Genomic DNA, 25,808 nt, shown 5'->3' with positions numbered 1-25,808 from the left:
CTAGAAAGTGTTTTTTTAATGATGACATGCAGTGTACTTTGATATAAAACATAGACAGCCATCCGCTGGCTGTATCCAAACTCTGAACCAGGAGGAATGAATAATGGAAAAAAAGATACTAGTTGTAGATGATGAAAAGCCGATTGCTGATATTTTAGAGTTTAATCTGAAAAAAGAGGGCTATGAAGTCCATTGCGCATACGACGGCAATGAAGCGCTTCAGATGGTTGAGGATCTCAACCCTGATATGATTCTGCTCGACATCATGCTTCCGAATAAAGACGGTGTGGAAGTGTGCCGTGAAGTCCGCAAAAAATATGATATGCCCATCATTATGCTGACAGCAAAGGATTCGGAAATCGATAAAGTCATCGGCCTTGAACTGGGCGCTGACGATTATGTGACAAAACCGTTCAGCACCCGCGAACTGCTGGCGCGTGTCAAAGCGAACCTGAGAAGACAGAACACAGCGGCTCCTGCCGAAGAAGAATCGTCTTCAAACGAAATTCAAATCGGATCGCTCGTCATTTTTCCGGATGCCTATGTCGTTTCAAAACGCGACGAGACAATCGAGCTGACACATCGGGAATTCGAACTGCTGCATTACCTTGCAAAACATATCGGGCAAGTCATGACGCGTGAACATCTTCTGCAAACCGTGTGGGGATACGACTACTTTGGGGATGTCCGGACAGTTGACGTTACGGTTAGACGCCTTCGCGAAAAAATCGAGGATAATCCGAGTCACCCAAGCTGGATCGTTACAAGGCGCGGTGTCGGCTACTATTTGAGAAATCCGGAACAGGACTAATACACAAATGAATAAAGTAAGTTTTTTTCGCTCGATTCATTTTAAGTTTACCTTAATATACGTTCTGCTGATTATCGTCGCCATGCAGATTATCGGCGTCTACTTTGTCAATGAGATGGAGAAGTCACTTCTTAAATCATATAATGACTCTCTTGATCAGCGGGTGAACAACCTATCGTATTATCTGGAACAGGAAATGACGAAGGATAGAAGCACATCTTCCTCGTCTACCTTGAAGGAAGATGCAGAGCGGATTCTAAATGATTTCAGCAAAGAAGGCGAAATTCTCGAAGTCAGTCTGATTGATAAAAGCTATGAAGTCATCGCGACCTCCAATCCTTATAACCGGGAGGTGGCGGGGAAAAAGACAACAGAGGGCATTATCAAAAGGACGCTGCTTGTCGGCATTCCATACGAAAATAAATTTTTCGACCCGGAGCGGGACAGCAAAGTGCGGATTTCGGTCACACCGATTAAAAAATCGAATCAAGAGACAATCGGGGCCATTTACGTCGTGGCATCGATGGATAATGTCTACAATCAAATCCGGACGATCAACACCATTTTAGCGTCTGGAACTTTTATTGCGCTTGGAATCACTGCTTTTCTCGGGATTTTTGTCGCGCGAACGATTACACATCCGCTGTCAGATATGAGAAAACAGGCCATTGAACTGGCGAAAGGAAATTTCTCAAGAAAAGTCAGGAAGTACGGAAACGACGAAATCGGCCAGCTGGCCACAACGTTTAATTATTTAACAAGAGAGCTGAAAGAAGCTCAGTCCATGACAGAAGGCGAACGAAAAAAACTATCTTCTGTTATTGCGTATATGACAGACGGAGTTATCGCGACTAACCGAAATGGCGCGATTATTTTGCTTAATACGCCGGCGCTGGAGCTTCTAAATGTTTCACGTGAAACGGCTCTTGAAATGCCGATCACTTCGCTGCTCGGCCTTGAAGACGAATACACGTTTGAAGATTTGGTTGAACAGCAGGATTCCCTGCTTCTTGAAATTGAACAGGAAGAACGGACGTCTGTGCTCCGCGTCAATTTCTCGGTCATCCAAAAAGAACACGGAAAGATCGACGGATTGATTGCGGTCATTTACGATGTCACAGAACAAGAGCAGATCGATCAAGAGCGGAGAGAGTTTGTTGCAAATGTCTCCCACGAGCTCAGAACGCCGCTCACAACGATGCGAAGCTACCTAGAAGCGCTTGCGGAAGGGGCATGGCAGGATCCAAACATTGCGCCGCGCTTCTTGAATGTGACACAGAATGAAACAGAGCGCATGATCAGGCTTGTCAACGACCTGCTGCAGCTTTCAAAGTTTGATAGCAAAGATTATCAATTCAATAAAGAATGGATTCATTTTATCCGTTTCTTCTCATTGATTATTGAACGCTTTGAAATGACGAAAGAGCAGCATGTTGAGTTTATCAGCAATCTGCCGGATAGAGAATTGTATGTTGAAATCGATCCGGACAAGATTACGCAAGTGCTGGATAATATCATTTCAAATGCATTGAAATATTCCCCTGAAGGAGGCCATATCACGTTCTCTGTTGATGTAAATGAAGAAGAAGAGCTTCTTTATGTCAGTGTCAAAGACGAAGGTGTCGGCATTCCGAGAAAAGACGTGGAGAAGATCTTCGAGCGGTTCTACCGTGTAGATAAAGCCAGAACAAGAAGACTCGGCGGTACGGGACTCGGTCTTGCGATCGCAAAAGAAATGGTACAAGCCCATAGCGGCGACATCTGGGCCGACAGCATCGAAGGAAAAGGAACAACGATCACATTTACCCTGCCGTATAAAGAAGAACAAGAGGATGATTGGGATGAAGCGTGAAACAATTAAAACGATAATACTGTCCCTTTTGGTTTTGATCAGTCTTCTTTTTACTTTTAATATTTGGGGATTTCAGGGGAATTACGAAAAAGTTGAAGACTCACAGGCTCAGGTCAGCGACAAACAGCCGATTACAAACCAGACAAAGTTGTTAAATGAAGCCGTCAAACCGCAGCAAATGTTCATTCATGAGAATGGACAGCATTATTTGCTGAATGACACGACGCTCTATTCTCAGCTCTGGGATGACATGGGACGATGGGAAGTCAAATCGTTAAAGGATATCTCGGACAAATTTGACAGGCAGCAGTTCAAAAACTGGCTATACGCTAAAAATAAAGACTCCAAATTGGATCTCGTCTTCAGCGACAACATTCCGATCGATGTGCTGCAGCCGCTTTTCAAATGGTCCGCCAATTCTTATGAATACAACTCTTTTGACAGAATCGTTCTTCCTTTCAATGAAGGACGGGGCATGAAGAAGATCTATTTTGTATCCTTCAGCAAAGAGACGGTTGTTGAAGCGGTGATTGAATCGGCAAATTACCGCAACATCCTTTCAGACATTGAAAAAGAAAAGTCGCAGATGCCTCTTTATGAGGATTTTGCAATCAATTCGCGCAGAGATGTCTTGCTTCCGGTTAATCGGCTGAAGCTGTCTGAAAAAGAGTATTTTACAGAAACGATCAGCCCGACGCGTTTTAAAAAAGCTTTATTTGATGATCCGCAAACCGTGCGGCAGGAAACCAACTTAAACAGACCGGTATATACGGATGGAACAAGCCTTTTGGAGATCTACTCGAACAACAGACAGATTAAGTTCCAGCACCGCAACCTGGAACCGAGTACTTCTTATCAAAATGGAGAGCTGATCAATAAAAGCTTCAAATATTTAAACGACACGGGAAGCTGGACGGATGATTATCAATTTTTCGGTTTGAATGAAAATCAGCAGATCAACTTTAATCTGTTTATGGATCAGCTGCCGGTCGTTAACAGCCAAAACCAGCCTTTCGGAACGACATCGATTGAACTTCGCTGGGCAAACAACGACATATTGGACTATAAACACCCGACATATGTCTTGGGCGCAAACGCAAATCCGGTCAGCAAAAAGGATAAAGAAATCATGAGCGGAGAAGAATTGATTCAGTTCCTGCAAGACAATGAAGAGTATGACTTTGATAAGATTGAGCAAATTTTCCCCGCCTATGAAATGGTCTCAGTATCAGAGGAACAAGACCCTCTTGTCAAACTTGTGCCGACATGGTGCATTAAAATAAACGGTACGGTAAAGCCGGTATCAAAGAAGGATTCAGCGGTGAAGGAGGGCATAGAAAATGGAGTGGAATAGAACAAAAACAATCTTCATTATCGTCTTCCTCATCCTTGATATCTTTTTGGCCTTTCAATACTTTAATAAGCGCAGCAACAATCAGTTTCCGATTTTAGAAAAATCAACGCTGCAGGAGGATATGAAAGCAGACCATATTTCATACGGCAATTTGTCTAAAGAGACGTCAAAAGGCTCCTCAATCTCTGCACAAAAGCGAGTCTTTAAGCAAAGCGAGATTAAATCGTTAAAAGGGCAAAAGCCGAAGGCGTTAATGAATACCGCAAAAGAGAACGCTTTGACAGAAATAGAAATGGAGTTTGAAACACCCATTGCGCTTCCGAAAACGGATATGAAGACAAAAGCAAGGGAAATCGTGAATGAAGAGATTATCGACGGCAATAAGTACAAGCTTTGGAAGGTCGATAAGTCCGGAAAACAGATTGTTTTCTTCCAAACCTATAATGGGAATTACATTTTTCAGGACCGGCAAAATGATGATAACAACGAGATGGGCGAAGTCGTTCTGTACCTGAATAATAAAAACGAAGTCGTGTCTTATAAGCAGTCAATGCTGCAGGATATTAAAGAAGTCAAAACGGAAAATCTGATCTCTGCAGTCGGCGCGGTTGAAGCTTTGTACTACCCGGATTATTTGAAGAAGTACAGCAAAATTAAATCAGCCGAGCTTGGCTATTTCACGCAGTATCCGCTGGCAAGCGCTCAAATTTTCGTGCCCGTTTGGCGGATCGAAGTGGAGCGCAAAACGGACGATAAAACCATTCACGAAGAATTTATCGTGGATGCACGGGACGGAGCGCTTCTTCAATCACAAGAGAAAAAGGAAAAATCATAATGGAGTGAGAAACCATGAGCCTGCAATTTAGCGTACTTGCGAGCGGGAGTACCGGTAATGCTTTATATTTGGAAACCGATGACCACGCTTTTTTAGTTGACGCAGGACTTAGCGGGAAGGCGATGGAAGGGCTGATGGCGCAAATTGATCGAAAGCTTGATCAGCTCGACGGCATCTTTGTTACACATGAGCACAGTGACCATATAAAAGGGCTTGGCGTGCTGGCAAGAAAATATGAGCTGCCCGTTTACGCCAATGAAAAAACGTGGAAGGCGATGGAAGGGCATATCGGCAAAATGGATAACGGCCAAAAGTTCGTTTTTCCAATGGAAACCGTCAAGTCATTCGGCTCCCTTGATGTCGAATCGTTCGGGGTATCCCATGATGCCGCAGAGCCGATGTTTTACGTTTTTCATTACAATGGCCGAAAGCTCGCTTTGATTACGGATACGGGCTATGTCAGCGACAGAATGAAAGGCATCATCCGCTCGGCAAACGCTTTTGTTTTTGAAAGCAATCATGATGTCGGCATGCTGCAAATGGGCCGCTATCCGTGGAACATCAAGCGCCGGATTCTAAGCGACGTCGGACACGTATCCAATGAGGACGCGGCACTCGCAATGACCGATGTAATCGGCAATGAGACATCGAGAATTTATTTGGCTCATTTAAGCCAGGACAACAACATGAAAGAGCTGGCAAGAATGTCTGTGCAGCAAACGCTGGCTGCCAAAGGATTTGCGGCAGGAGAAACGTTTGACTTATATGATACCGATCCTAAGAAACCGACGCCTCTCGTAGCGGTGTAAATTTTCCTGATTGAATGATTAATCTGCAGGCAGATGATCCACACTATATACATATATCGTTCCTTGAAAGGATTTGAATATAGTGGAGTTTAATCATGATGAGGAAAAATTCGTTCGGGAAAAGCCGGTGAGAAGTTGGAGAAGCTTTTTGTTTTCAAGCCTGGTCGGCGCCGTCATCGGCGCTCTTTTAACAGTGTTTGCCTTGCCGTATCTCTCGCAGCAGGGATGGCTGCCGTATAATCTGCAAGTCATCGAAGCGCGCGGCGGCCAAGGAGCACAGCAGGGCGGGACGGTCCGCAATGTATCCGTCAACGTGAATAATGAAGTCACGCAAATGGTCTCTAAGGTTTCTGATTCTGTTGTCGGCGTTATCAACATCCAAAAGACAGGTGTATGGGATGGTGACAGCGAAGCGGGAACAGGCTCGGGCGTTATTTATAAAAAGGACGGCAACACATCCCACATTGTGACAAACCACCATGTCATTGAAGGGGCGTCCCAAATAGAAATCAGCCTGAATGACGGAACACGGATTCCGGCAAAACTGATCGGCAGCGATAAGCTGATGGATCTGGCCGTCCTGCAAGTCAACAGCAACAAAATAAAAGCAGCTGCCGAATTTGGAGATTCTGATAAAGTGAAGACAGGCGAGCCTGTCATCGCGATTGGAAACCCGCTCGGCCTGCAGTTTTCAGGCTCTGTTACACAAGGAATCATCTCAGGAACCGAACGCGCTGTGCCGGTCGATTCCAACGGAGACGGACAGCCGGACTGGAACGCCGAAGTACTGCAGACGGATGCTGCCATTAACCCGGGTAACAGCGGAGGCGGGCTGTTTAATATTGATGGAAAAGTCATCGGCATTAATTCGATGAAAATCGCTGAATCAGCCGTCGAAGGCATCGGTCTGAGCATTCCGGCCAACCTTGCCATTCCGGTTATCGAAGATTTGGAAACGTACGGTGAAGTGAGACGGCCGTATCTCGGAATTGAGATGAAATCACTTGGCGATATCGCAAGCTACCACTGGCAGGAAACGCTTAAACTGCCGAAAAACGTAACATCAGGCGTAGTTGTGATGGGTGTTCAGCCGGTATCTCCTGCAGGCAGAGCCGGTCTGAAAGAGCTCGATGTCATCGTCGAATTTAACGGTGACCGTGTTTACGATATCGTTGATCTGCGTAAAAAGCTTTACACCAAAAACGTCGGCGACAAGGTAAAAATCAAATACCTGCGGGGCGGAAAAGAAAAGACAACAGAAGTAAAGCTGACCCGATCCCAATTAGGAAGCTGATAAAGACAGTCTGGCCGGTACGGCCGGGCTGTTTTTTTATTATGAAGCGCCCAACGAATGATCGTCAAAAGGAAAAAATGTGATTTTTGGAGAGTGAAATGAGATTTTTTCTGAGTGAATAATCGAATTTTTGGGTGTGAATTCCAAGTTTTTGCCCTGCAAAAATTATAGTTTGTAAAAAATGGACAAAGCATCATATTGCGTTTCAATTTTGCGTACGATATGATGACTTTAATATTCTGACAAATGGCCGATTTAATGCAGGATTTAAAGATCAGGGCGGAAAGGGAGATAGGATGAGTCAGCATGCACTTGTATTACAATCTGATTTTGGCCTTGATGACGGGGCGGTAAATGCGATGTACGGTGTGGCTTATTCGGTTGACAGTTCAATTCGGATTTTTGATTTGACGCACAACATTCCCGTTTTTCACATTTGTGAAGCTTCCTATCGGCTGCTGCAGTCCGTTTCTTATTGGCCTGAAGGCACTGTCTTCGTGTCGGTCGTCGATCCAGGGGTCGGCTCAGAACGCCGCAGCGTCGCAGTCAGAACCTCTTCCAATCAATATATCATCACACCAGACAACGGAACACTCACCCACATCAGCCGGCAAAATGGAATTGCCGAGGCGCGCTATCTTGATGAAGCGCAAAACAGGCTTCCAAAATCAGGCGAATCACATACATTCCATGGACGCGACATTTACGCCTACACCGGGGCAAGACTGGCAGCCGGCGCTCTCAGCTTCGACAGGATCGGTCCGGAAGTTTCTATAGATTCCATCGTCAAACTGCCGGTCATGGAAGCGTACATCGAAAATGATTGGATAACCGGAACGATCGATATTTTAGATGTCCGGTTTGGAAACCTTTGGACGAATATCAGCCGGACGCTCTTCAAGTCACTTGATGTTCAATACGGAGATCCAGTAGAAGTCGTCATCAAGCATGAAGACACAAAAGTCTATCAGCAAACGTTGGCATTTGGCCGGTCGTTTGCCGATATGCCTGTAGGCAAGCCGGTTGTTTATATCAATTCATTAGACCGCTTGGGCATTGCCCTCAACCAAGGATCATTTGCTAAAACATACCATATTGGCACAGGCATCAACTGGCGGATTTCTCTTCGAAAAAGTATATAGCGTTAGACAAAAGAGCCTGATTTTCCAGTCAGGCTCTTGCTTTTGTGTCATTCTTATGACATAAAAACGGTTGTCACACATTTTTCAGCTAATCGTGAAGACAGCAACCTCTTCAAAAAATGGTTCTTTTGTCACATTGGTACCTAAGTCATATTGTCTAAAACAAGAGAAAAGAATATATTGAGGGGGTGTGCCGCTGCTATGAAAAAATTCATTCAATTCATTTGTTTGGAAAACGAGTGTCCGGAGGAATGATATGAACGACAATGTGCAGGCTGCGTTGAAAACGCTGTCTAATGTAAAGAGCAGAAGTATCTTGTCCGTTTTTGTGCTATGTCTGATCACACTGGGGGTTTACATACCATACTGGTTTCTATCCAGGAAAAAAAGCTTCGATTTGCTGCCTTATCATGATATTCCCTACACCACGTTAAAAGCTATCATATTTTATCATTTATTTTCTATTCCAATTAGAATATCAGCAAAAATCGCTTTTCCTGACATGCATTACAGCCTGTATATGTTGCTCGACCGCGTGATTTTGATTCTGTCCGCAGGTGTTTTGATATACTGCGCACTGGTGGTGACTGCTTCATTAAACAAGCTTTCAGGCAAAGAACCTGCGAATGGATCGATTTTTGCCTTCCTTTTGAATATCATTTACATTCAGCACAGAATCAATAAACTTTCCGAGCCGAAAAGCGAATGGCTGAGCAAAGCATCATGATCTATAAACAAGGAAGTGAAGTACAATTTGATGTTGAAATCGAAAATTAAAATTGACTTGAACAAACCGAGAAAAAAGCCGGAAATCCGTTTGACGCCAATGACGGAAGAGGACTTTAAGATATACCAGACCTATTCCATCCAGCATTACGCCATGGAGAAAGTAAAAGCGGGCACATGGACAGTGGCGGAAGCTATGGAGAAAGCAGAAGAGCAGTTTGCGGCCCTTTTGCCAAACGGCATTGAAACGATCAACCATTATCTATGGTCAATCATGAACGACAGCGGGAACGCCGCAGGCTGGGTTTGGATCTACGCTGATCCGCACCACCCTCAAAAGGAAGCGTTTATTTACGATTTCGGGCTTTATGAAGCGTACCGCGGCCAGGGAATCGGCCAGCAGGCTTTAGCCGTCTTAGAAGAGGAGGCAAAGCAATTAGGAGTCAAAAAGCTGTCCCTGCATGTATTCGCCCATAATAAAAAAGCGAAGCGACTATATGAAAAAATGAATTTCGAGACGACAGATTTGCATATGAGCAAGAGACTGTAAGATCAAAGCTGTGAAAGCTTTGATCTTTTTTCATATCCAATGTTCCACATGGAACATAGCGTGTCATTATTCCTAGTTGAGAGATACGAAAAATAACGAAAAAAAGACAAAATGATTCGATAGAACCCCTTTATGTTGCGTAATGACAGATTGCATATTACAAAGGTAAAAATATGACGAATAATGTCCTATTGATTGTCGAATTTCTGCAGATGAACACGAAATAAGGAATGGGCAAAAGGATATAGTTTTTTTATTCCGGTCAAAAAAAAGAATCCATATACCTAAGAAAATCCCAATTTAACACTTCAATGGATTTTGATTTATTGGATTCAATATAGTACATTTTGATATGGAAAGTGGAAAAGTATAGATGACAAGGATAAAAAGACCTGGAAGAACAGTTTTAAGGAAAGAAGAGTGTTTCAGCATGAGTAAGGAATTAGAGGAATTTCCGAAAATAAAACCCTTATATGCGGTGTTATTAACGATCATAACGTCCGGCATATACATCCCGTATTGGTTTCTCTCAAGAAGAAAGAATTTAGAACGATGCCAAATTAAGCTCCCGTATGTCGCCATTAAAGTGACGCTGCTGTTAAGCGTCTTTTCAATTTTGGAGCCTTTTTGGACTTTTTATTCAATCACATTTCAAAGTGAAGACCTGCTGCCATACAGCAACAGCATTTTGCTTCTCCCGCTGCGCCCCGGACACAGCTTTCTCCCGCAGCTCTCATTCCTCCTTTTTTGGACGGTAAATTTATATAGTGCATTTAAGGTTAGAAAAGCGTTTATTGGGCTGTCGGAAAAGCAGGTTAACGGGTTTTGGACTTTCATTCTTAACGTTTCATATTTGCAGTATATTACAAATCAGCATTCTTTAGTTGTTCAGGAAAAAAGAGAAGCAGTATAAAAACAAGATTAAAGCATCAGCGAGATTGGCTGGTGTTTTTTATTTGGAGAGAACAGAGTTATCCAGAGGAATATAAAAGCTTGTGGATAACCGCGTGAAGTCATGCTAAAACCTACTAACATGTGCATAAATAGGGTATATTGAATAAGGAGCTTTTTTATAAAAGAGCCCAATGATACAGATATTGGAGGGACTTTTATGAAGTCTTGCGAAGAGCATATTGAAACGGTCATTGACATGTATGTGGATGAGGAAGAATTGGCCCCGGAAATCAGAAAAATCGAACATACACACAGTTTATCCACAACCTGTGAATTGTGTGATAAGCCTGCAGTATATATAGTGGGGAACGAATGATCGGACACTAAATACACAACCTTTATCCACAATTGTGGATAATGCATCTGAATAACTTGTTCTTAAAGTGGGGATGACCTGTGAATATATCAATCGTAGCAATCGGAAAACTAAAAGAAAAATATTTAAAACAAGGAATCGATGAATACATAAAACGGCTTTCGGCATACGCAAAAGTCGACATCATCGAACTTCCGGACGAAAAAGCACCGGAAAACCTAAGCGACCAGGACATGAAAATCGTCAAAGACAAAGAAGGCGAACGAATTCTCTCCAAAATCAGCCCAGACGCCCACGTCATCGCCCTGGCGATCGAAGGAAAAATGAAAAGTTCGGAAGAATTAGCCGATAATATGGATAGACTCGCCACATATGGAAAGAGCAAGGCAACCTTCGTCATCGGCGGCTCGCTCGGCTTAAGCGACGCCGTCCTGAAGCGCGCAGATGAGAAGCTGTCGTTTTCACGGATGACGTTCCCGCATCAGCTGATGAGACTGATTTTGCTCGAGCAGGTTTATCGGGCTTTTAGGATTAATCGAGGGGAACCGTACCATAAATAGAGGCAAAAAATGATGTAAATATGGTGGTATTTTGTTGTCGGAAGCGGGTATTGGCTTTGGAAAACCATTTGCATTATCCGTTTCTCTATACAACATGTGGATAAGTGTAAAGGTCTTAGAAATATTGACCTCTGAAAAGTCAAAGTCGAGTTCAATTTGATCGACCATTCGTGATTGACCAATTGGATGCTTTACTGTAATTTTATTAAGCAAAAGTTGAAGTAACTGTTTTTGCCTTTCTCTTGATGATTGTTTATAGACTAAAAGGAATTTTTCTAAAAGCTTTTGAATCAGTTCTGGTTTTATTACTTTTGCATCGTTCGAGCTTAATTGCCCAGTGATTCATTGTGCCTTTGTTCTAACTCTGCTTTTTCTTTAGAGACATGCTGTAATCGTTCTTGCAAGATTGCTATTGGTAAGGTCTTTTGCTCAAATGCTTCCAAGTAACGATTCTGTACTCTTGTATTTCTGATAGGCGATTTTCTAATTGTTTCAATTCACTATTGAGTTGGTTTAAAGATTCAATCGAAGTAGTATTTATAGATTGAAGTTTAGAGAATAACTGATTTTGGTTGGAAAGGATCTTCTCAATCTTATTAATTACTTCGTATTCTGCATCATATGCTTTTATTGAATTTGCTCTACATGCAGATGAACCTTTGTTATGAAAGTTAGAGCAAACATAATAACGATATTTCTTCTTTGTTCCATCCTTTCGTTTATTTGTTGTAATGGCAGGAACCATACCTTGACCACAATCGGGGCAACGTAAAAGACTGCTAAGTAAAAATGGTTCATTAGATTGCCTTTGTTTAAATGATTTACTTTTCCGCCTTGCTTGTACCATACTCCATAATTCATCGGAAATAATGGCTTCATGCTGTCCTTCTACAAGGATAGGATTTGGATTTTTCCCTCTCCTCCGTTTTGTATCCCAATTTTCAACTTTTAACCAACTGATCTTCCCGTTATAGATAACATTGTCTAAGATTTGAGCTACACCGTTTATCGAAAAATAACAATTCCGTTTAGTTCTGTAACCTGCTTTATTTAAGTAGTTTGCGATTGACTTTAAGCCTTTACCATTGGCATATAGTTGATAGATTTGTTGTACAATCTCAGCTTCCTTTTTGTTGATCACAAGCTCTTTTTCAATTGTATCGTAGCCAAATACAACGCCTCCATTCCATGAACCTTCTAATGCTCTCTGTTTCATTCCGAGCTTAACGTTCTCAGATAACGTATTACGCTCCATTTCTGCAATGGAAGCCATTAGTTGAACAACTAAACGACCAATTGGACTGCCTGTATCAAAGTTTTCAGAGTAAGAGATGAACTTTACTCCATAATCTTCGAATTTGTCTAATAGAGTGAGAGTATCTAACATATTTCGTGATAGGCGTGAGATCTTCCAAACAAGAACAGCTTGAAATTTATCCTTTTCAACATCTGAAATAAGTTTTTGCATTGCAGGGCGACCGCTAATGTTCTTTCCACTTATTCCCTCATCTACATATTCCTCTGCAATCTCCCAACCATATAACTGAGTATATTGACGTAAAGTTTGTAATTGGGCAGATATGCTGTATCCTTCCGTTGCCTGCTCTTCGGTAGAAACTCTACAGTAAATTGCGACACGTTTTATTTCGTGCATAATAATCCTCCCTTCCTTGTAATTATAATATGAAACACAAAAAAGAGAAAAGATGTTCCCCTTCTCTTAGTTCAATTGATTTCAAATATTTTAAATCAAACTTATAAATCACTTCTTTGATCGTTCTATCCTTAGTAGTTTTTCCTGGATTTACGTGAATCTCTTCAATGAGAGAACGAAGTAATTCCTTTTTGTCATCATCTTCGATAATATTGAAAAAGTTCTTTAGATCGTGTAGTGAAGTTGAAATGATATTGGTTAAAAAGGTTTTATCTCTGAGTTTAATGAGGTGCTGTAATTTTTCAATTCGAGTTATTATTAATTTTTCTTCCTCTCGTAAATCTTCCATTTCCTCTTTTAAAATCTCTTCTGAAATAATATCTTTTAGCCTCCAATTTATAAGTTCTTTTCTCTTCGTTTTTAATTCCTCTAACTCAACTTCATACGTCTTGATAGTTGTTTCCAATGGCTCAATTTCACTCATGGCGTATGAGTGAATCATTTTAATCAATGGCTCTTTAACATTGTATTTTTGCAAATCACAAAATAATTGATCAAATACATGTTGCTCAGCATAATCCTTTTTTACAAGGTTTGAGGAACATGCCTTACTACCACTGTTCTTATTTCTGGAGAATTGGTAGTATTTGTATTTTGGACTGCTATTTCCTTGTACCATGGCTGAACCACATTCTGGACATTTTAACAAACCTGATAAGGGGAAGCTTCCAGGATGCAACTTCTCTTGCACATAACTGTTTAGATCCATTACTTGCTGTGTTTTCTCCCATAATTCTATATCTATGATGGGAGCATGTTTTCCATCTCTCAGTTCATTCCGCCACTTTACTTTGCCAATATATATGGGGTTACTTAGTATCGTTTTTACGGCAGTTATTGACCATAAATTATTTTTTTTAGTAGTGATACCTAAAGTATTTAGGTGTGACGCTATTTTTCTATAACCCCACTGATTTATCGCATACTTCTCAAAAATATAATTTATGACTTTTGCTTCTTCAGGCACAATTTTAAGTTTCTTATTCTTTGATGCATATCCATAAATTACGCCTCCATTAAAATGTCCTTCAGAAGCTCTTTTTTCCATGCCAGAGTTTGTTCGGAAAATAATCATATCTCTTTCTAATTCAGCAACTAATGACATGATTTGGTAAAGAATTTTCGCTCTTGGATCTCTTGTATCAATATTGTCAGCTATACAGATAAGGTTTATTCCCGCCTGTGTTAATCGCTTATAAATATAAAGGGATTCTAAATTATCCCTCGATATACGATCAGAATCATAAACAACAACGTAATCTATTTTGTTTTTTTATCTAAAACAAATGAGTACAACTCTTTAAATTCAGTACGATTTTTAAATGATTCAGCCGATTTCGCCCCCTCATCAAAGATGTGAACGAGGGAAATATCATTATTTTTGCAGTATTTTTCAATTTCCTCTCTTTGTTTTCCAATAGAAGTATTGTCTAATTGTTTATCGGTACTTACTCGAACGTAACCAACAGCTCGCATAAATCATTCACGCTCCTAATCTGCTTTCCTTAAATTTGTCGTAAATAGTAGATTCATATTTGACAATCATATCGGACAGTAAGTTAAGAAATTTTCGGGCATTGTATTTTTCCAGCTCTGCTCCAATTAATAATTGTTTTTCAATTTCTTCATGGAGATTTAAAGTAGGGGATTCTTTCATTGGGGATCTTCCTTTCGTAGTGAATTTTTGAGGTTATCAAGGTTAATGACATGAGGAAAGTGTCATTAACCTATGTAGAAAAAGAGGAGATATGTTCGAAGTATTGCAAAAGAGATTGCCGTACTTTTTAAACTTTCATTATCGGAAAAAAACGAACCTCCACGATCACGTGCTTACAGTTGGATCTGGTCGAAGCAACATCTCTTATCGTTGTTCGGCAAATAACGCAAAATCACTGGCATTTGTTGAACTAAATTTCGATTCCTCAAGAGGAAAAGAATATGAGAGATTTAAAAATATGGAGCAAACAATTCGACAAAAAATACACTCTCAAGTCATATTTAAAGATCGGAAAGTCGGTGTTTATTTTCAACCATTGCAAACCTATGAAGAAACATTTGAACAAATCGCTGAGATATTTGAACAATTCATTTTGTTCTTTAGTCCTTACCTATATGGTGGAAAAGATATAAATGTTATAAGTGAACAGGAAGAAAAAGGTACAAAAGGCATTCAATCTGCAATTTTAACAAGATTGGATTATTCGCCTAATAGATTGGTGGAGGACTTTTTGGAAGAAGAACCATGGGAGATAGAAGACAGTCATCGAATACGGCAAGAAGGAATGGCAGATTTCTACCTGTATAACGGCTAATATTATTTGTGTGAGCTTTGTTTAAAAAACAAGGCTCTTTTTTTCTGGAATGTATTTACTTTTAACTTGTTTTTGTTATATAATTCATTTAACAAACGGAATTAAATATTCGATTTAACAAATTTAGAAGGAGGTGTACTATGAATCTTGGAGATATTGCAGACATTCGAACAGGACTTGTTTTAACGAGAAAGAAAGTAGAAGTGGGGAACGAAGTGAAAGCCACATATAACTTAATTACCTTAAAAAATATTACTGAAGAGGGAGTCTTTAACGATGAACCATTCGAAGTGTTCCATAGCAATGACCTGTTAAATAATCAACACTTTACGGAAGCAGGCGATGTACTAATTCGATTAAATTATCCTCATACGTCTGTCTATATAGATGAAACAAAATCAGGCTTATTAGTCCCATCTTACTTTGCCATTATTAAAGTGGATCAGTCTAAATTTATATCTGAATATGTAGCATGGTACTTAAATACAGACAGTGTTAAAAAAGAATTGGAACGTTCGCAGGCTGGAACTCGTATACCAAGTACAAATAAATCGGCATTAAATTCGATTCCGATTGAAGATATACCTATTTTCAAGCAACAAGCTGTTATTAAACTGTGGAGGTTACATCAGCAAGAAAAAACACTCTACAATAGATTAATTGAAGAAAAGGAAAAATGGTTTAACGCCATCACAAAGCAAATTGTGCAAGGTGAAATAAGGGAGGAATTAGAATGAGTGAAAAAGTAACAAAAGACCAAATTAACAGTGTTTTATGGCAAGCGGCCGACACATTTAGAGGAAAGGTCGATTCCAGTACATACAAGGATTATATACTGACAATGCTGTTCATCAAGTATTTAAGTGATGCTTATAAAGAGCATTTAGAAGAGTATACGAAGCGTTATAATGGTGATGAGCAACGTATTCAACGTGCGTTATCAAGGGAACGTTTTGTGTTAGATGAACAGTCTACATTTGATTATTTGTATAGCAAACGGAATGATGCAGAAATTGGTGAAATTATTAATAAAGCATTGGAACGTCTGGAAAACGAAAACACAGGTAAGTTGAGAGGTGTCTTCCGTAACATTGACTTCAACAGTGAAGCGATTCTTGGGAAGGCAAAAGAACGAAATGCAATGCTCCGTTCTTTATTAGAGGATTTTAATAAACTGACATTAAAGCCTTCTGTTGTAGGAAGTGAAGATGTCATCGGTGATGCTTATCAATACATGATCGAACGTTTTGCATCTGATGCGGGTAAGAAGGGCGGAGAATTTTACACGCCTTCTATGGCTTCGGAACTGTTAGCACGTCTTGTTAAACCACAGGAAAATGATAGGGTGTATGATCCGACGTGTGGATCAGGATCACTTCTTATTCGTGTAGCAAATCAAGTACCAAATAAGAAAGTAGCTATTTATGGACAAGAAAGAAACGGAGCCACGCACTCATTAGCATTAATGAATATGTATTTGCATGGTATAGACGATGCGAAAATTGAATGGGGCGATACGTTAGCAAATCCACTTCACTTAGAAGATGGAAAGCTAATGAAGTTCCAAGCAATTGTAGCGAATCCACCATTCTCTCTTGATAAGTGGGCGATGGGCTTTGCGGGAGAAGGAACAAACGACAGCAAGTTTAAAATGGAAGCAAGTTTAGATCCACATAGACGTTTTGAGTGGGGTGTTCCACCAAGTTCAAAAGGAGATTATGCTTTCGTTCAACACATGCTTTATTCATTAGCGGAAAACGGTCGAATGGCAACGATTCTTCCACATGGTGTTCTTTTCCGAGGGGCAAGCGAAGGCAAAATTCGTCAACAAATCATTGAGATGAACTTACTGGATGCGGTGATTGGCTTACCAGAAGGTCTGTTTTATGGAACTGGAATCCCTGCTTGTATCCTTGTGTTCAAGAAAAATCGTACTCGTAAAGATGTTCTTTTTATTGATGCATCTGCCGAAGGGAACTACGAAAAAGGGAAAAATCAAAATCAGCTAAGAGAACAAGACATCGCTAAAATTGTTGACACATATGAAAAGCGTGAAACGATTGATAAATACTCCTATGTTGCCACTTTAGATGAAATAAAGGAAAACGACTATAACCTAAACATTCCTCGGTACGTTGACACATTTGAAGAAGAAGAGCCAGTGGATATGCATGCGGTGAAAGAGAATATCGCAAACATCAAACAAGAGCTACAAGAAGTGGAAGCGGAGATGGAGAAATATTTGAAGGAATTAGGGCTGTAACAAATGTAGTTTTTTCAGTACAAAGGGGGAATTAAGATGTTAGCAAAGGGGGATTTTTATTATGGGGCATTTTTATCACAGTTGGTAAATAGCGGATTTGCCCCAGCTATTTTTGAAAATAGCGAAAAAAGACGTATTTATAAATTGTCAACTAATTATGGTGACTATAAAGTTTATACGAAGTATGTATCGAAGCAAAGTAATAAAGGTCAAAACAGAATGTGGCATTTTCCATTCAATTTGGATGAAGTAAACAACATTCAACAAGACCAATCTATCAATATGTTTGCTTTTATTTGCGGGGTTGAAGATTTAGTTAATAGTGAGATAGTGATTTTAAGTAGAGAGGAATTTAATCAGTGTATCGGTGTAGGTTTTAAAACAGAAAATCGACGTGTGTCGGTTAAATCTGAAAAAGGTGCATGGAACCATTTAGTTTATGGAACTGGTATAGAACTAAAAGAAACTCCACTTAAGGTTATTAAAAACTTGAATAAGAGATTAAGTGAATTTTCAATGGTCTCTACTTGATGATAATTAAAAGAGGTGATTAGGTGAATAATGAATCTAATTTTCTAATGTACCAAACCGAAAATGGCGATACGAAAATTCAAGTCCGTTTAGAAGGTGAAACCGTCTGGATGACGCAAAAGGCAATGGCAGAGCTGTTTCAAAAGGGTGTTCCAACAATAAATGAGCATATTAAAAATATATATGCTGAAGGTGAGTTAACAGAGGAGGCAACTATTCGGAAAAACCGAATAGTTCAAGTTGAGGGTTCTCGTGAAGTTGAACGTGAAGTGACCTTTTACAACCTTGAAGTTATCATTGCAGTCGGCTATCGTGTTCGATCTCATCGTGGTACACAATTCCGTCAATGGGCAACAGAGCGTTTAAATGAATACATGGTAAAAGGTTTTACGATGGATGATGAACGCTTAAAAGAAATGCGGAATATTGGGGCAGATTATTTTGATGAATTATTGGAACGTATTCGTGATATTCGTGCTTCCGAAAGACGTTTTTATTACAAAATAACAGATATCTATGCTACATCTATTGATTACGATCCGAATACACCAATTGCAAGAGAATTCTTTGCAACCGTTCAAAATAAACTCCATTTTGCAATCCATGGACATACTGCTTCGGAACTGATAATGAAACGAGCGGATGCAACAAAGCCAAACATGGGCTTAACGAGTTGGAAAGGTGACAAAGTGCGTAAACATGATGTCACTGTGGCGAAAAATTATTTAACACAAGAAGAACTCAGCGATTTAAACCGTATCGTGACAATGTATTTAGACTATGCAGAAACACAAGCGAAAAAGAAAAAGCCGATGTACATGAAGGATTGGGCAGAAAAATTAGATGCATTTTTAGAGTTTAATGAACATGAAATATTAACTAACGCTGGGAAAATTAAAGCCAAAGTAGCGGAACAATTTGCAAACGAACAATATGAAGTGTTTCATCAACAACGATTAGCAGAACCGAAGAAAGATGATTTTGATCAATTTTTGGAACAAAGGAAGCAGTTAGACAGTGAAAAATAGAAAGGATTTTAGGTGAATTTCATGGAAGCATTTAAGCAATACAAATGGGAAAATGGAAATCTTAGTGACATTGCTGACATTACTATGGGCCAGTCGCCACCAGGTAATTCCTATAATGATATCAAGGATGGAATCGGTTTAATCAATGGACCAACAGAATTTACGAATAAATACCCAGTTGTAAAACAATGGACATCTAAACCTACAAAACTTTGTAAAGCTGGGGATATATTATTGTGTGTAAGAGGAAGTTCAACAGGACGGATGAATATAGCTGATGATGAATATTGCATTGGTCGAGGAGTAGCTTCTATTAGAGCTAAAAAAGATAAAGCTGAAACAAGTTTTATTTATTACACATTAAATTATAAAGTTAATCAGTTATTACAAAAGACTGCGGGTTCTACTTTCCCAAATCTTAGTAGTAATGAAATAAAAGATATGATTGTCGGTATTCCATTATTTGCAGAACAACAAAAAATCGCCTCCATCCTCTCTACCTGGGATAAGGCAATTGAGCTAAAAGAAAAGCTAATCGAGCAGAAGAAAGAGCAGAAAAAAGGGTTAATGCAGAAGTTGCTGACTGGTAAAGTGAGATTGCCTGGGTTTAGTGACAAATGGGAAAAGAAAAAAATCGGTGAACTATTAGAAGAAAGCAAGGTAATTGCAAAAAATCCGCAATTAGATAAAAGGATTACTGTGCGATTAAATTTAAAAGGTGTTTGTAAAAGAGAAATATCTACGGTGGAAAAAGAGGGAGCAACTACACAATATATCAGAAAAGAAGGCCAATTTATTTATGGGAAACAGAATCTTCATAAGGGGGCATTTGGATTGATTCCAAAAGAGTTAGATGGATTCCAGTCTTCATCTGACATACCTTGTTTTGATTTTAAAGAAGGTGTAGATGGTCTCTGGTTTTATTATTATTTTTCAAGAGAAAGCTTCTATACTAATTTAGAAAATATCTCAAGTGGTACAGGTTCTAAACGGATCCAACCTAAGGAATTATACAAGTTAACAATTAAACTCCCGTCACTTAGAGAACAACAAAGACAGTCAAAAATTTTAGAATGTAGTGATAAAGAAATTTATTTGTTAGAGAAAGAATTAGAGACTTATAGAAAACAAAAACAAGGTCTTATGCAACTTCTTCTAACAGGGAAAGTCCGAGTGAAGGTATAATTCCTTTACTCCTTTTCCTTTATTCTCAACAATGGAGGTGGAGAAATGTCGATTCCGCAAAGTTATGATGAACGTTACATTAGTCAACAGCCTGCGATCGAGGTGTTGCAAGGCTTAGGATATGAGTACATAGAGGCTGAACGAGCTGAGGCGATGCGTGAGAATCTCTATAGCGTTTTGCTGAAAACGGTATTGGAAAATAAATTGAAGGAGTTAAATTCCTATCAGTATAAAGGTGTTACGTACAAGTTCAGTGAAGCGAACATCCAACAAGCGATGCGAGATTTGGATGAGCCACTCACAAACGGACTTGTAAAGGCAAATGAAAGCATTTATGAAACGTTGATGTTAGGAAGAACTTATACGGAATTACTTCCAGACGGCTCGAAAAAGTCATTTACCATTCAATATATTGATTGGGAGAATGTTGAAAATAATGTTTTTCACATTGTAGAGGAATTTTCTGTTGAACGTGTAGACGGCAGGGGTACAGTTCGTCCAGACATTGTGTTGTTTGTAAATGGCATTCCGTTTGCGGTTATTGAGTGTAAAAAGGCTTCGATTTCCATGGAACAAGGGATTAGTCAAATGATTCGAAATCAAAAAAATGACTATGTTCCCCAACTGTTTAAGTTTGTACAGATGGTGATGGCAACAAATAAAAACGAAACAAAATATGCGACATGTGGAACACCGAAGAAGTTCTGGTCAGTGTGGAAAGAAGAGCATGAGGAATGGTTAGATCATTGGTTACATCAAACCGTTGAAAACCGATTGCCAACGATGCAAGACAAAAACATCATTTCCTTATTCCACCCTGAACGACTGCTTGAATTGACATGTTTCTTTACACTGTTTGATAAAGATGTAAAAAAGGTGACACGTTATCAGCAATATTTTGCGATAAAAGAGATATTAACAACAATTCAAGAGCGGGATGAAAATGGGAATCGACAGAGCGGGGTTATCTGGCACACGCAAGGTAGTGGGAAATCGCTCACAATGGTGATGCTTGCCCGTTACATTTTATCAGAGTTAAATGACTACCATCCAAAAATTATTGTTGTAACAGACAGGGTAGAACTGGATAAGCAAATTCACAAAACGTTTAATCACACGAGATTAAAAGCAAGTCGAGCGACATCTGGAAGCCATTTAGTTTCACTGATTAAAGATGGGAATGCTGATATCGTCACGACATTAGTGCATAAATTCGATACGGCATCAACAAAACAACAGCCAATTGAATCAAGAGACATCTTTGTACTTGTTGATGAATCGCACAGAAGCCAATATGGAGAATTGCACATTAAAATGAGAAAAGTGTTCCCAAATGCCTGCTACTTAGGCTTTACAGGAACACCTCTCATGAAAAAAGAAAAAAGCACGATGATCAAATTTGGAAAGCTCATTCATAAATACACAATTGCCGATGGAGTAAAAGATCGAGCGATCGTTCCGCTGTTGTACGAAGGGAAAATGGTTGATCAAACGGTTAATAAAACAGCGATTGATAACCGACTTTCGATGATCACTCGTCATTTGAACGATAAGCAAAAAGATGAAGTGATGAAAAAATGGAGTCATTTTGAACGAATTGCTTCTTCTGACCAACGCATTAGTATGGTTGCATTTGATATTAATGATCATTTTTATCGCAATTACAAGACACAAGGTTCTCAGTTTAAAGCCATGCTTGCGACTAATAGCAAGATGGAAGCGATTCGTTATTTAGAAGCCTTTGAAGAACTGGGTGATTTAAACTGTGCAGTCGTTATCTCTCCACCAGACCAACGAGAAGGTCATGATGCGATAGATGAAGAATCGAATGATAAGATCCAACGTTTTTGGCAACGAATGATGAATCGGTATGGGACAGCAGAAGACTATGAAGATGCCATTAAAGATGAGTTTATTCATGGTGATGATATTGATTTACTTATTGTAGTAGACAAACTACTGACAGGTTTTGATGCTCCAAGGGCTTCGATTTTATATATTGATAAACCAATGAAAGAACATACGCTCTTACAAGCAATCGCCAGGGTAAATAGACTATACGAAGGAAAAGACTACGGACTTATTATTGATTATCGTGGATTGTTATCAAAATTAGATGAAGCTCTGCAAATGTATTCAGGTGCAGGGTTAGAGAATTTTGATCCGAAAGATCTGCAAGGAGCCATTCATGATGTCATTAGCGTAGTCGGTTCACTTCGTCAGCATCATTCTGACTTACTGCAACTGTTCTCATCAATTAAAAATAAGCAAGATGTCGAAGAGTATGAAGTATTGTTAGAAGATGAAGAGAAGAGAGAATCGTTTTATGATACATTAAGTCAATTCGGTCGTAACCTTGGGATTGCATTGGAATCCGAACGAATCTATAATGCACTACAGCCAGAAGAACTTGCCACGTATAAAAAGGACTTGAAGTTTTTCCAAGAGCTAAGAAAAAGTGTAAAATTGCGTTATTCGGATACAATTGACCATAAAGAGTATGAGGCGAAAATGCAAAAGCTGATGGATCAATATATCTCAGCAGAGCAAGTCATCCGTATTACAAACCCAGTCGATATTCTAAATGAAAAGGCCTTTGAAGAAGAGTTGGAGCGTTTAGAATCGAAACGAGCAAAAGCGGATGCCATTCGGACACGATTAACGAAGAGTGTCCATGCGAAATGGGATGAAAACCCTGCTTACTATAAGAAGTTTTCTGAACGGATTCAAGAGGCGATTCAGGAATATAAGGATAAGCGGATTTCTGAAGCAGAATACTTGAACAAGATGAAAGATATTATGAACGATTACAGAAACGGTGAATCAAAAGAAGATTATCCGACTGTCATCAAAGAAAATAAAGATGCACAGGCGTTTTACGGTGTGACGAAAGACATTTTAAGTGAAACGAAAGAAGAACGTGCAAGTTACGGTGAGGATTTGCTTGGAGAATTAGCCTTGAAGATGGATGAAATCATCAAACAGCATCAGAAGGTCGATTGGCATAACAACCTTCAAATCCATAATCGCATTGCACAAGATTTGGATGATCTCTTATATGACTTTTCCAAAGAACATAACGTTGAGTTAGATTATGACACGATTGATAAATTAATTGAACAAATAAAAACGGTAGCTATCAGACGTTATTAGGTTGTGACAACATGGAAAGACATCAAATCCAGTATGGCAACAAATGTATTGATTTTATGCTTGAACGTAAAAACGTTAAGAATGTGAATTTAAACATTAAGCCTGATCGGACTATTCAAGTATCAGCAAATGACAAAGTACCGATTGATTTTATTTATGATTTTGTGAAAAGTAAAGGTGCTTGGATTGTAAAGAATGTGAAAACATTCGAAGACGTATTACCTCATAAACAGAGTGAGCGAGAGTATGTAAGTGGGGAGTCTTTTCGTTATTTAGGGAAGCAATACCGTTTGCGTGTCGAAAAAACAGAAGACGAAGAAATGGTAAAGTATTTTAGAGGGTTTATTTACTTATATGTTCAAAATCCACAAAACTATAAGCGGAAAGAGAAGTTGATGGATGGTTGGTATCGGGAAAAAGCTCTGAAAATTTTTCAAGAGTCCCTCGACAAAATGAGCTTATATATGCAGAAATATGGTGTAGAAAAGCCCTCTTTAGATTTACGATTGATGAAAGCACGATGGGGTTCAGCATTAGTAGATAAAAATACAATACTTTTGAATACGGAACTAATTAAAGCTCCCAAACATTGCATCGACTACGTTGTTCTGCATGAGCTGATTCATTTTAAATACAACGACCACAGCGATAACTTTTATAAAATGTTATATACTCTTATGCCCGATTGGGAAAAACGGAAAACAATACTCGATGAAGAGATTGTCCAAGAACTTTAACAACACGAACTGACATCAAGATACGAAGGAAAGACAGTTTCTAATTAGATTAGAGCTGTCTTTTTTTATCAGAATAGAGCCAAAGATTTTATATTATCGAAGGGAGAATGGTGAAAAATGATTCAAGGTAAAAGTTACATTAGATCTATTGAGAAATATATTAAGTTAGTTGATGGTGTTTTTCGATTAGGAGTGAAAATTACGAATGAAAACAAAGAGAAAATAGAAAAGATAGGTTTTCCTGCTTTCGAAGCTGGACAAGCAATGTTTCCGCCTATAGTTGGCAGGTTTACTCGTTTCAATGTAGAAGGTAAGGAGATTATAAGAAGAGATCTTCCCAAAGAAACTATCTATGTTTCTATGTATTCCACACGTAAGGAGTTCAGAGGGAGAGATCAAACGGAGGAAGTGACAGATTTCGTTGATATTCCCCGTCAAGTTTATAAAAAAGAGATTATACCAGGAACAGGATTTGAAATTGTAATTGAAGCAAAAGGTGATGATTTATTTTTATTGATAAATGAAACTTTTAATAAAGAAACAGATTCGGAGATAGCTACAGTTGGAGCAAATATTATTTTAGAGTTAGTAGGATATTGTGAAGTTTTCTCAGAACAGTTAGATACCTATTACAAACCTTCATATTTAAAGCGATACAATTGGATCTTTTTGGAGAGTAAAGAATTGCCATGGGAAGAACGAAAGGAACGTTTTAAAGAAATAGTTGAATCAAGTAAAAAATCAAAACAGATGGTAATTTGGGAAAGACTTGAAACAATCGTTCAATATAAGCCTGATTTTGAAGCAATTGGTCAGAATGGCTTTTCAGGTTATGTTGTATTCGGATTTAAGGATAAGGAATTATATGTTTTTGAAAGTGCAAATGTAGGCAACGCTACTTATATTGTTAAAGGGGATTGGGAAAGCGTGTCTAAAATGAGTAAAGCGGAAATTATCAAAAACAATCTTCATGAATGGCGGCTTATTCATCGAAATGATTGGAAAGGAAAAGTAAAGAAGGTACTTGGATAATAGAAAAGCATTAGTTTTAATATATGCTCCTTTAAAATAAGGCAGTTCCAATTTAAGCATTGCTATTGGCACTGCCTTACCTTTCAATTTTCTTTTTACTTGTCGGAATATTTATCTGTAAAGTCGAGAAGAAGTTGAGCAATAATATCTTGGATTTTCAAGTGGGGGAACTCGTTTTCACAAGTAGCAACAAAGTTTTGGTAGAGATCGTCTGGCATACGGAAGTTTTTACTGGAGGTTTTAGAGGTAGATCGGAAAATACGCTTATCAATAATGAAGTCATCTTTGTGTTTATATCGTTCTATTATGCTCTTTAGAAGGGAAAAATTCGCTTTAATATAATCCATCTCAGAATCAGTTTGGTCAGAAATAGTAAATATCTGGCTTTCGTCACGAACAAATTTGTAATACTGGTTTTCCCGTTTAATATAAACATAATCGTCTTCTTGCATCAGTTTAGTAAAGGTAGAATAGTTCATTTCAAGAACATCCGCTACTTTTTGTAAATCAAAATCTTCTCTTTTTAATAACTCATTTACGAAGGTTACACGACTTTTGCTATCTGTTGTTTGGAATTTGTCCTTGTTCATCTATACACCTCCTTTGCAATTGTTTTTATATTATAGATGTATGAGTTATTTTAATTCCAT

The 25,808-nt window shown here is 39.0% G+C and carries 26 protein-coding genes; 21 read left to right on the top strand and 5 right to left on the bottom strand.

The window, feature by feature from the left end; translation table 11 throughout:
• Nucleotides 1-103 precede the first annotated feature (103 nt).
• From walR to rlmH, 12 genes are all read left to right on the top strand, one after another.
• The gene (gene walR, locus TRNA_RS42815; protein WP_003177967.1) at nt 104-811 is read left to right on the top strand and encodes a cell wall metabolism DNA-binding response regulator WalR; all 708 of its coding nucleotides are present in this window, start codon (nt 104-106) and stop codon (nt 809-811) included.
• A 7-nt stretch (nt 812-818) separates the two neighbouring features.
• The gene (gene walK, locus TRNA_RS42810) at nt 819-2,663 is read left to right on the top strand and encodes a cell wall metabolism sensor histidine kinase WalK (protein WP_009330019.1); all 1,845 of its coding nucleotides are present in this window, start codon (nt 819-821) and stop codon (nt 2,661-2,663) included.
• On the top strand, nt 2,653-4,017 hold the full coding sequence (locus TRNA_RS42805; RefSeq protein ID WP_003177963.1) for a YycH family regulatory protein: 1,365 nt from the start codon (nt 2,653-2,655) through the stop codon (nt 4,015-4,017). The genes walK and TRNA_RS42805 overlap by 11 nt, the downstream gene beginning before the upstream one ends.
• Entirely contained in the window at nt 4,004-4,852 is an 849-nt protein-coding gene (locus TRNA_RS42800; RefSeq protein WP_011198494.1) for a two-component system regulatory protein YycI, read from the top strand. The genes TRNA_RS42805 and TRNA_RS42800 overlap by 14 nt, the downstream gene beginning before the upstream one ends.
• A gap of 14 nt (nt 4,853-4,866) precedes the next feature.
• Complete coding sequence (locus TRNA_RS42795; RefSeq protein WP_011198493.1) at nt 4,867-5,661, top strand: MBL fold metallo-hydrolase; 795 nt, start codon at nt 4,867-4,869, stop codon at nt 5,659-5,661.
• An 82-nt stretch (nt 5,662-5,743) separates the two neighbouring features.
• Nucleotides 5,744-6,955, top strand: coding sequence for a S1C family serine protease (locus TRNA_RS42790; protein WP_011198492.1), 1,212 nt, complete (start codon nt 5,744-5,746; stop codon nt 6,953-6,955).
• Between the two features lie 296 nt (nt 6,956-7,251).
• Nucleotides 7,252-8,097, top strand: coding sequence for an SAM hydrolase/SAM-dependent halogenase family protein (locus TRNA_RS42785; RefSeq protein ID WP_011198491.1), 846 nt, complete (start codon nt 7,252-7,254; stop codon nt 8,095-8,097).
• Nucleotides 8,098-8,353: 256 nt separating this feature from the next.
• On the top strand, nt 8,354-8,824 hold the full coding sequence (locus tag TRNA_RS42780; RefSeq protein WP_003177954.1) for a membrane protein: 471 nt from the start codon (nt 8,354-8,356) through the stop codon (nt 8,822-8,824).
• A gap of 30 nt (nt 8,825-8,854) precedes the next feature.
• Complete coding sequence (locus tag TRNA_RS42775; protein ID WP_011201784.1) at nt 8,855-9,373, top strand: GNAT family N-acetyltransferase; 519 nt, start codon at nt 8,855-8,857, stop codon at nt 9,371-9,373.
• 430 nt (nt 9,374-9,803) lie between these two features.
• A complete protein-coding gene (locus TRNA_RS42770; protein WP_009330015.1) occupies nt 9,804-10,286 on the top strand; it encodes a DUF4234 domain-containing protein in 483 nt (160 codons plus the stop codon).
• A gap of 198 nt (nt 10,287-10,484) precedes the next feature.
• Entirely contained in the window at nt 10,485-10,643 is a 159-nt protein-coding gene (locus TRNA_RS43520) for a CxxH/CxxC protein (RefSeq protein WP_003177948.1), read from the top strand.
• Between the two features lie 80 nt (nt 10,644-10,723).
• Nucleotides 10,724-11,203 (top strand): 23S rRNA (pseudouridine(1915)-N(3))-methyltransferase RlmH, encoded by a 480-nt coding sequence (gene rlmH / locus TRNA_RS42765; protein WP_011198489.1) that lies wholly within the window; start codon nt 10,724-10,726, stop codon nt 11,201-11,203.
• Nucleotides 11,204-11,612: 409 nt separating this feature from the next.
• Here the strand turns inward: rlmH and TRNA_RS42760 are convergent, their stop codons facing one another.
• The 4 genes from TRNA_RS42760 to TRNA_RS43750 are packed head-to-tail and all read right to left on the bottom strand — an operon-like array spanning nt 11,613 to nt 14,574.
• Nucleotides 11,613-12,857: a recombinase family protein gene (locus tag TRNA_RS42760; protein ID WP_011198488.1), complete on the bottom strand. Its 1,245-nt coding sequence runs from the start codon at nt 12,855-12,857 to the stop codon at nt 11,613-11,615.
• A gap of 22 nt (nt 12,858-12,879) precedes the next feature.
• A complete protein-coding gene (locus tag TRNA_RS44325; RefSeq protein WP_251186393.1) occupies nt 12,880-14,148 on the bottom strand; it encodes a recombinase family protein in 1,269 nt (422 codons plus the stop codon).
• Nucleotides 14,149-14,177: 29 nt separating this feature from the next.
• Nucleotides 14,178-14,393 (bottom strand): recombinase family protein, encoded by a 216-nt coding sequence (locus TRNA_RS44320; RefSeq protein WP_011201781.1) that lies wholly within the window; start codon nt 14,391-14,393, stop codon nt 14,178-14,180.
• A 7-nt stretch (nt 14,394-14,400) separates the two neighbouring features.
• The gene (locus TRNA_RS43750) at nt 14,401-14,574 is read right to left on the bottom strand and encodes a hypothetical protein (protein WP_011198487.1); all 174 of its coding nucleotides are present in this window, start codon (nt 14,572-14,574) and stop codon (nt 14,401-14,403) included.
• A 91-nt stretch (nt 14,575-14,665) separates the two neighbouring features.
• On the opposite strand from TRNA_RS43750, the gene TRNA_RS42745 reads away from it, so the two are divergent.
• The 9 genes from TRNA_RS42745 (at nt 14,666) to TRNA_RS42705 (ending at nt 25,158) form a co-directional block, all read left to right on the top strand.
• On the top strand, nt 14,666-15,229 hold the full coding sequence (locus tag TRNA_RS42745; RefSeq protein ID WP_011198486.1) for a hypothetical protein: 564 nt from the start codon (nt 14,666-14,668) through the stop codon (nt 15,227-15,229).
• 140 nt (nt 15,230-15,369) lie between these two features.
• The gene (locus TRNA_RS42740; RefSeq protein WP_011198485.1) at nt 15,370-15,966 is read left to right on the top strand and encodes a restriction endonuclease; all 597 of its coding nucleotides are present in this window, start codon (nt 15,370-15,372) and stop codon (nt 15,964-15,966) included.
• Entirely contained in the window at nt 15,963-17,492 is a 1,530-nt protein-coding gene (locus tag TRNA_RS42735) for a type I restriction-modification system subunit M (RefSeq protein WP_011198484.1), read from the top strand. Before TRNA_RS42740 ends, TRNA_RS42735 begins: the two co-directional genes overlap by 4 nt.
• Before the next feature lie 36 nt (nt 17,493-17,528).
• Entirely contained in the window at nt 17,529-18,023 is a 495-nt protein-coding gene (locus TRNA_RS42730; RefSeq protein WP_011198483.1) for a hypothetical protein, read from the top strand.
• Nucleotides 18,024-18,046: 23 nt separating this feature from the next.
• Entirely contained in the window at nt 18,047-19,051 is a 1,005-nt protein-coding gene (locus tag TRNA_RS42725) for a virulence RhuM family protein (RefSeq protein ID WP_011198482.1), read from the top strand.
• Between the two features lie 21 nt (nt 19,052-19,072).
• Complete coding sequence (locus TRNA_RS42720) at nt 19,073-20,236, top strand: restriction endonuclease subunit S (protein ID WP_011198481.1); 1,164 nt, start codon at nt 19,073-19,075, stop codon at nt 20,234-20,236.
• Between the two features lie 45 nt (nt 20,237-20,281).
• Nucleotides 20,282-23,389, top strand: coding sequence for a type I restriction endonuclease subunit R (locus tag TRNA_RS42715; protein ID WP_011198480.1), 3,108 nt, complete (start codon nt 20,282-20,284; stop codon nt 23,387-23,389).
• Nucleotides 23,390-23,400: 11 nt separating this feature from the next.
• Entirely contained in the window at nt 23,401-24,126 is a 726-nt protein-coding gene (locus tag TRNA_RS42710) for a SprT family zinc-dependent metalloprotease (protein WP_011198479.1), read from the top strand.
• Between the two features lie 117 nt (nt 24,127-24,243).
• Nucleotides 24,244-25,158, top strand: coding sequence for a hypothetical protein (locus TRNA_RS42705; RefSeq protein ID WP_011198478.1), 915 nt, complete (start codon nt 24,244-24,246; stop codon nt 25,156-25,158).
• A 95-nt stretch (nt 25,159-25,253) separates the two neighbouring features.
• Here TRNA_RS42705 and TRNA_RS42700 read toward each other — a convergent pair whose 3' ends face one another.
• The gene (locus TRNA_RS42700) at nt 25,254-25,748 is read right to left on the bottom strand and encodes a hypothetical protein (protein ID WP_011198477.1); all 495 of its coding nucleotides are present in this window, start codon (nt 25,746-25,748) and stop codon (nt 25,254-25,256) included.
• Nucleotides 25,749-25,808 lie beyond the last annotated feature (60 nt).

It is taken from the genome of Bacillus licheniformis DSM 13 = ATCC 14580, from assembly GCF_000011645.1.
Lineage (GTDB): Bacteria > Bacillota > Bacilli > Bacillales > Bacillaceae > Bacillus > Bacillus licheniformis.
This window is presented reverse-complemented; position numbering and strand designations above follow the sequence as displayed.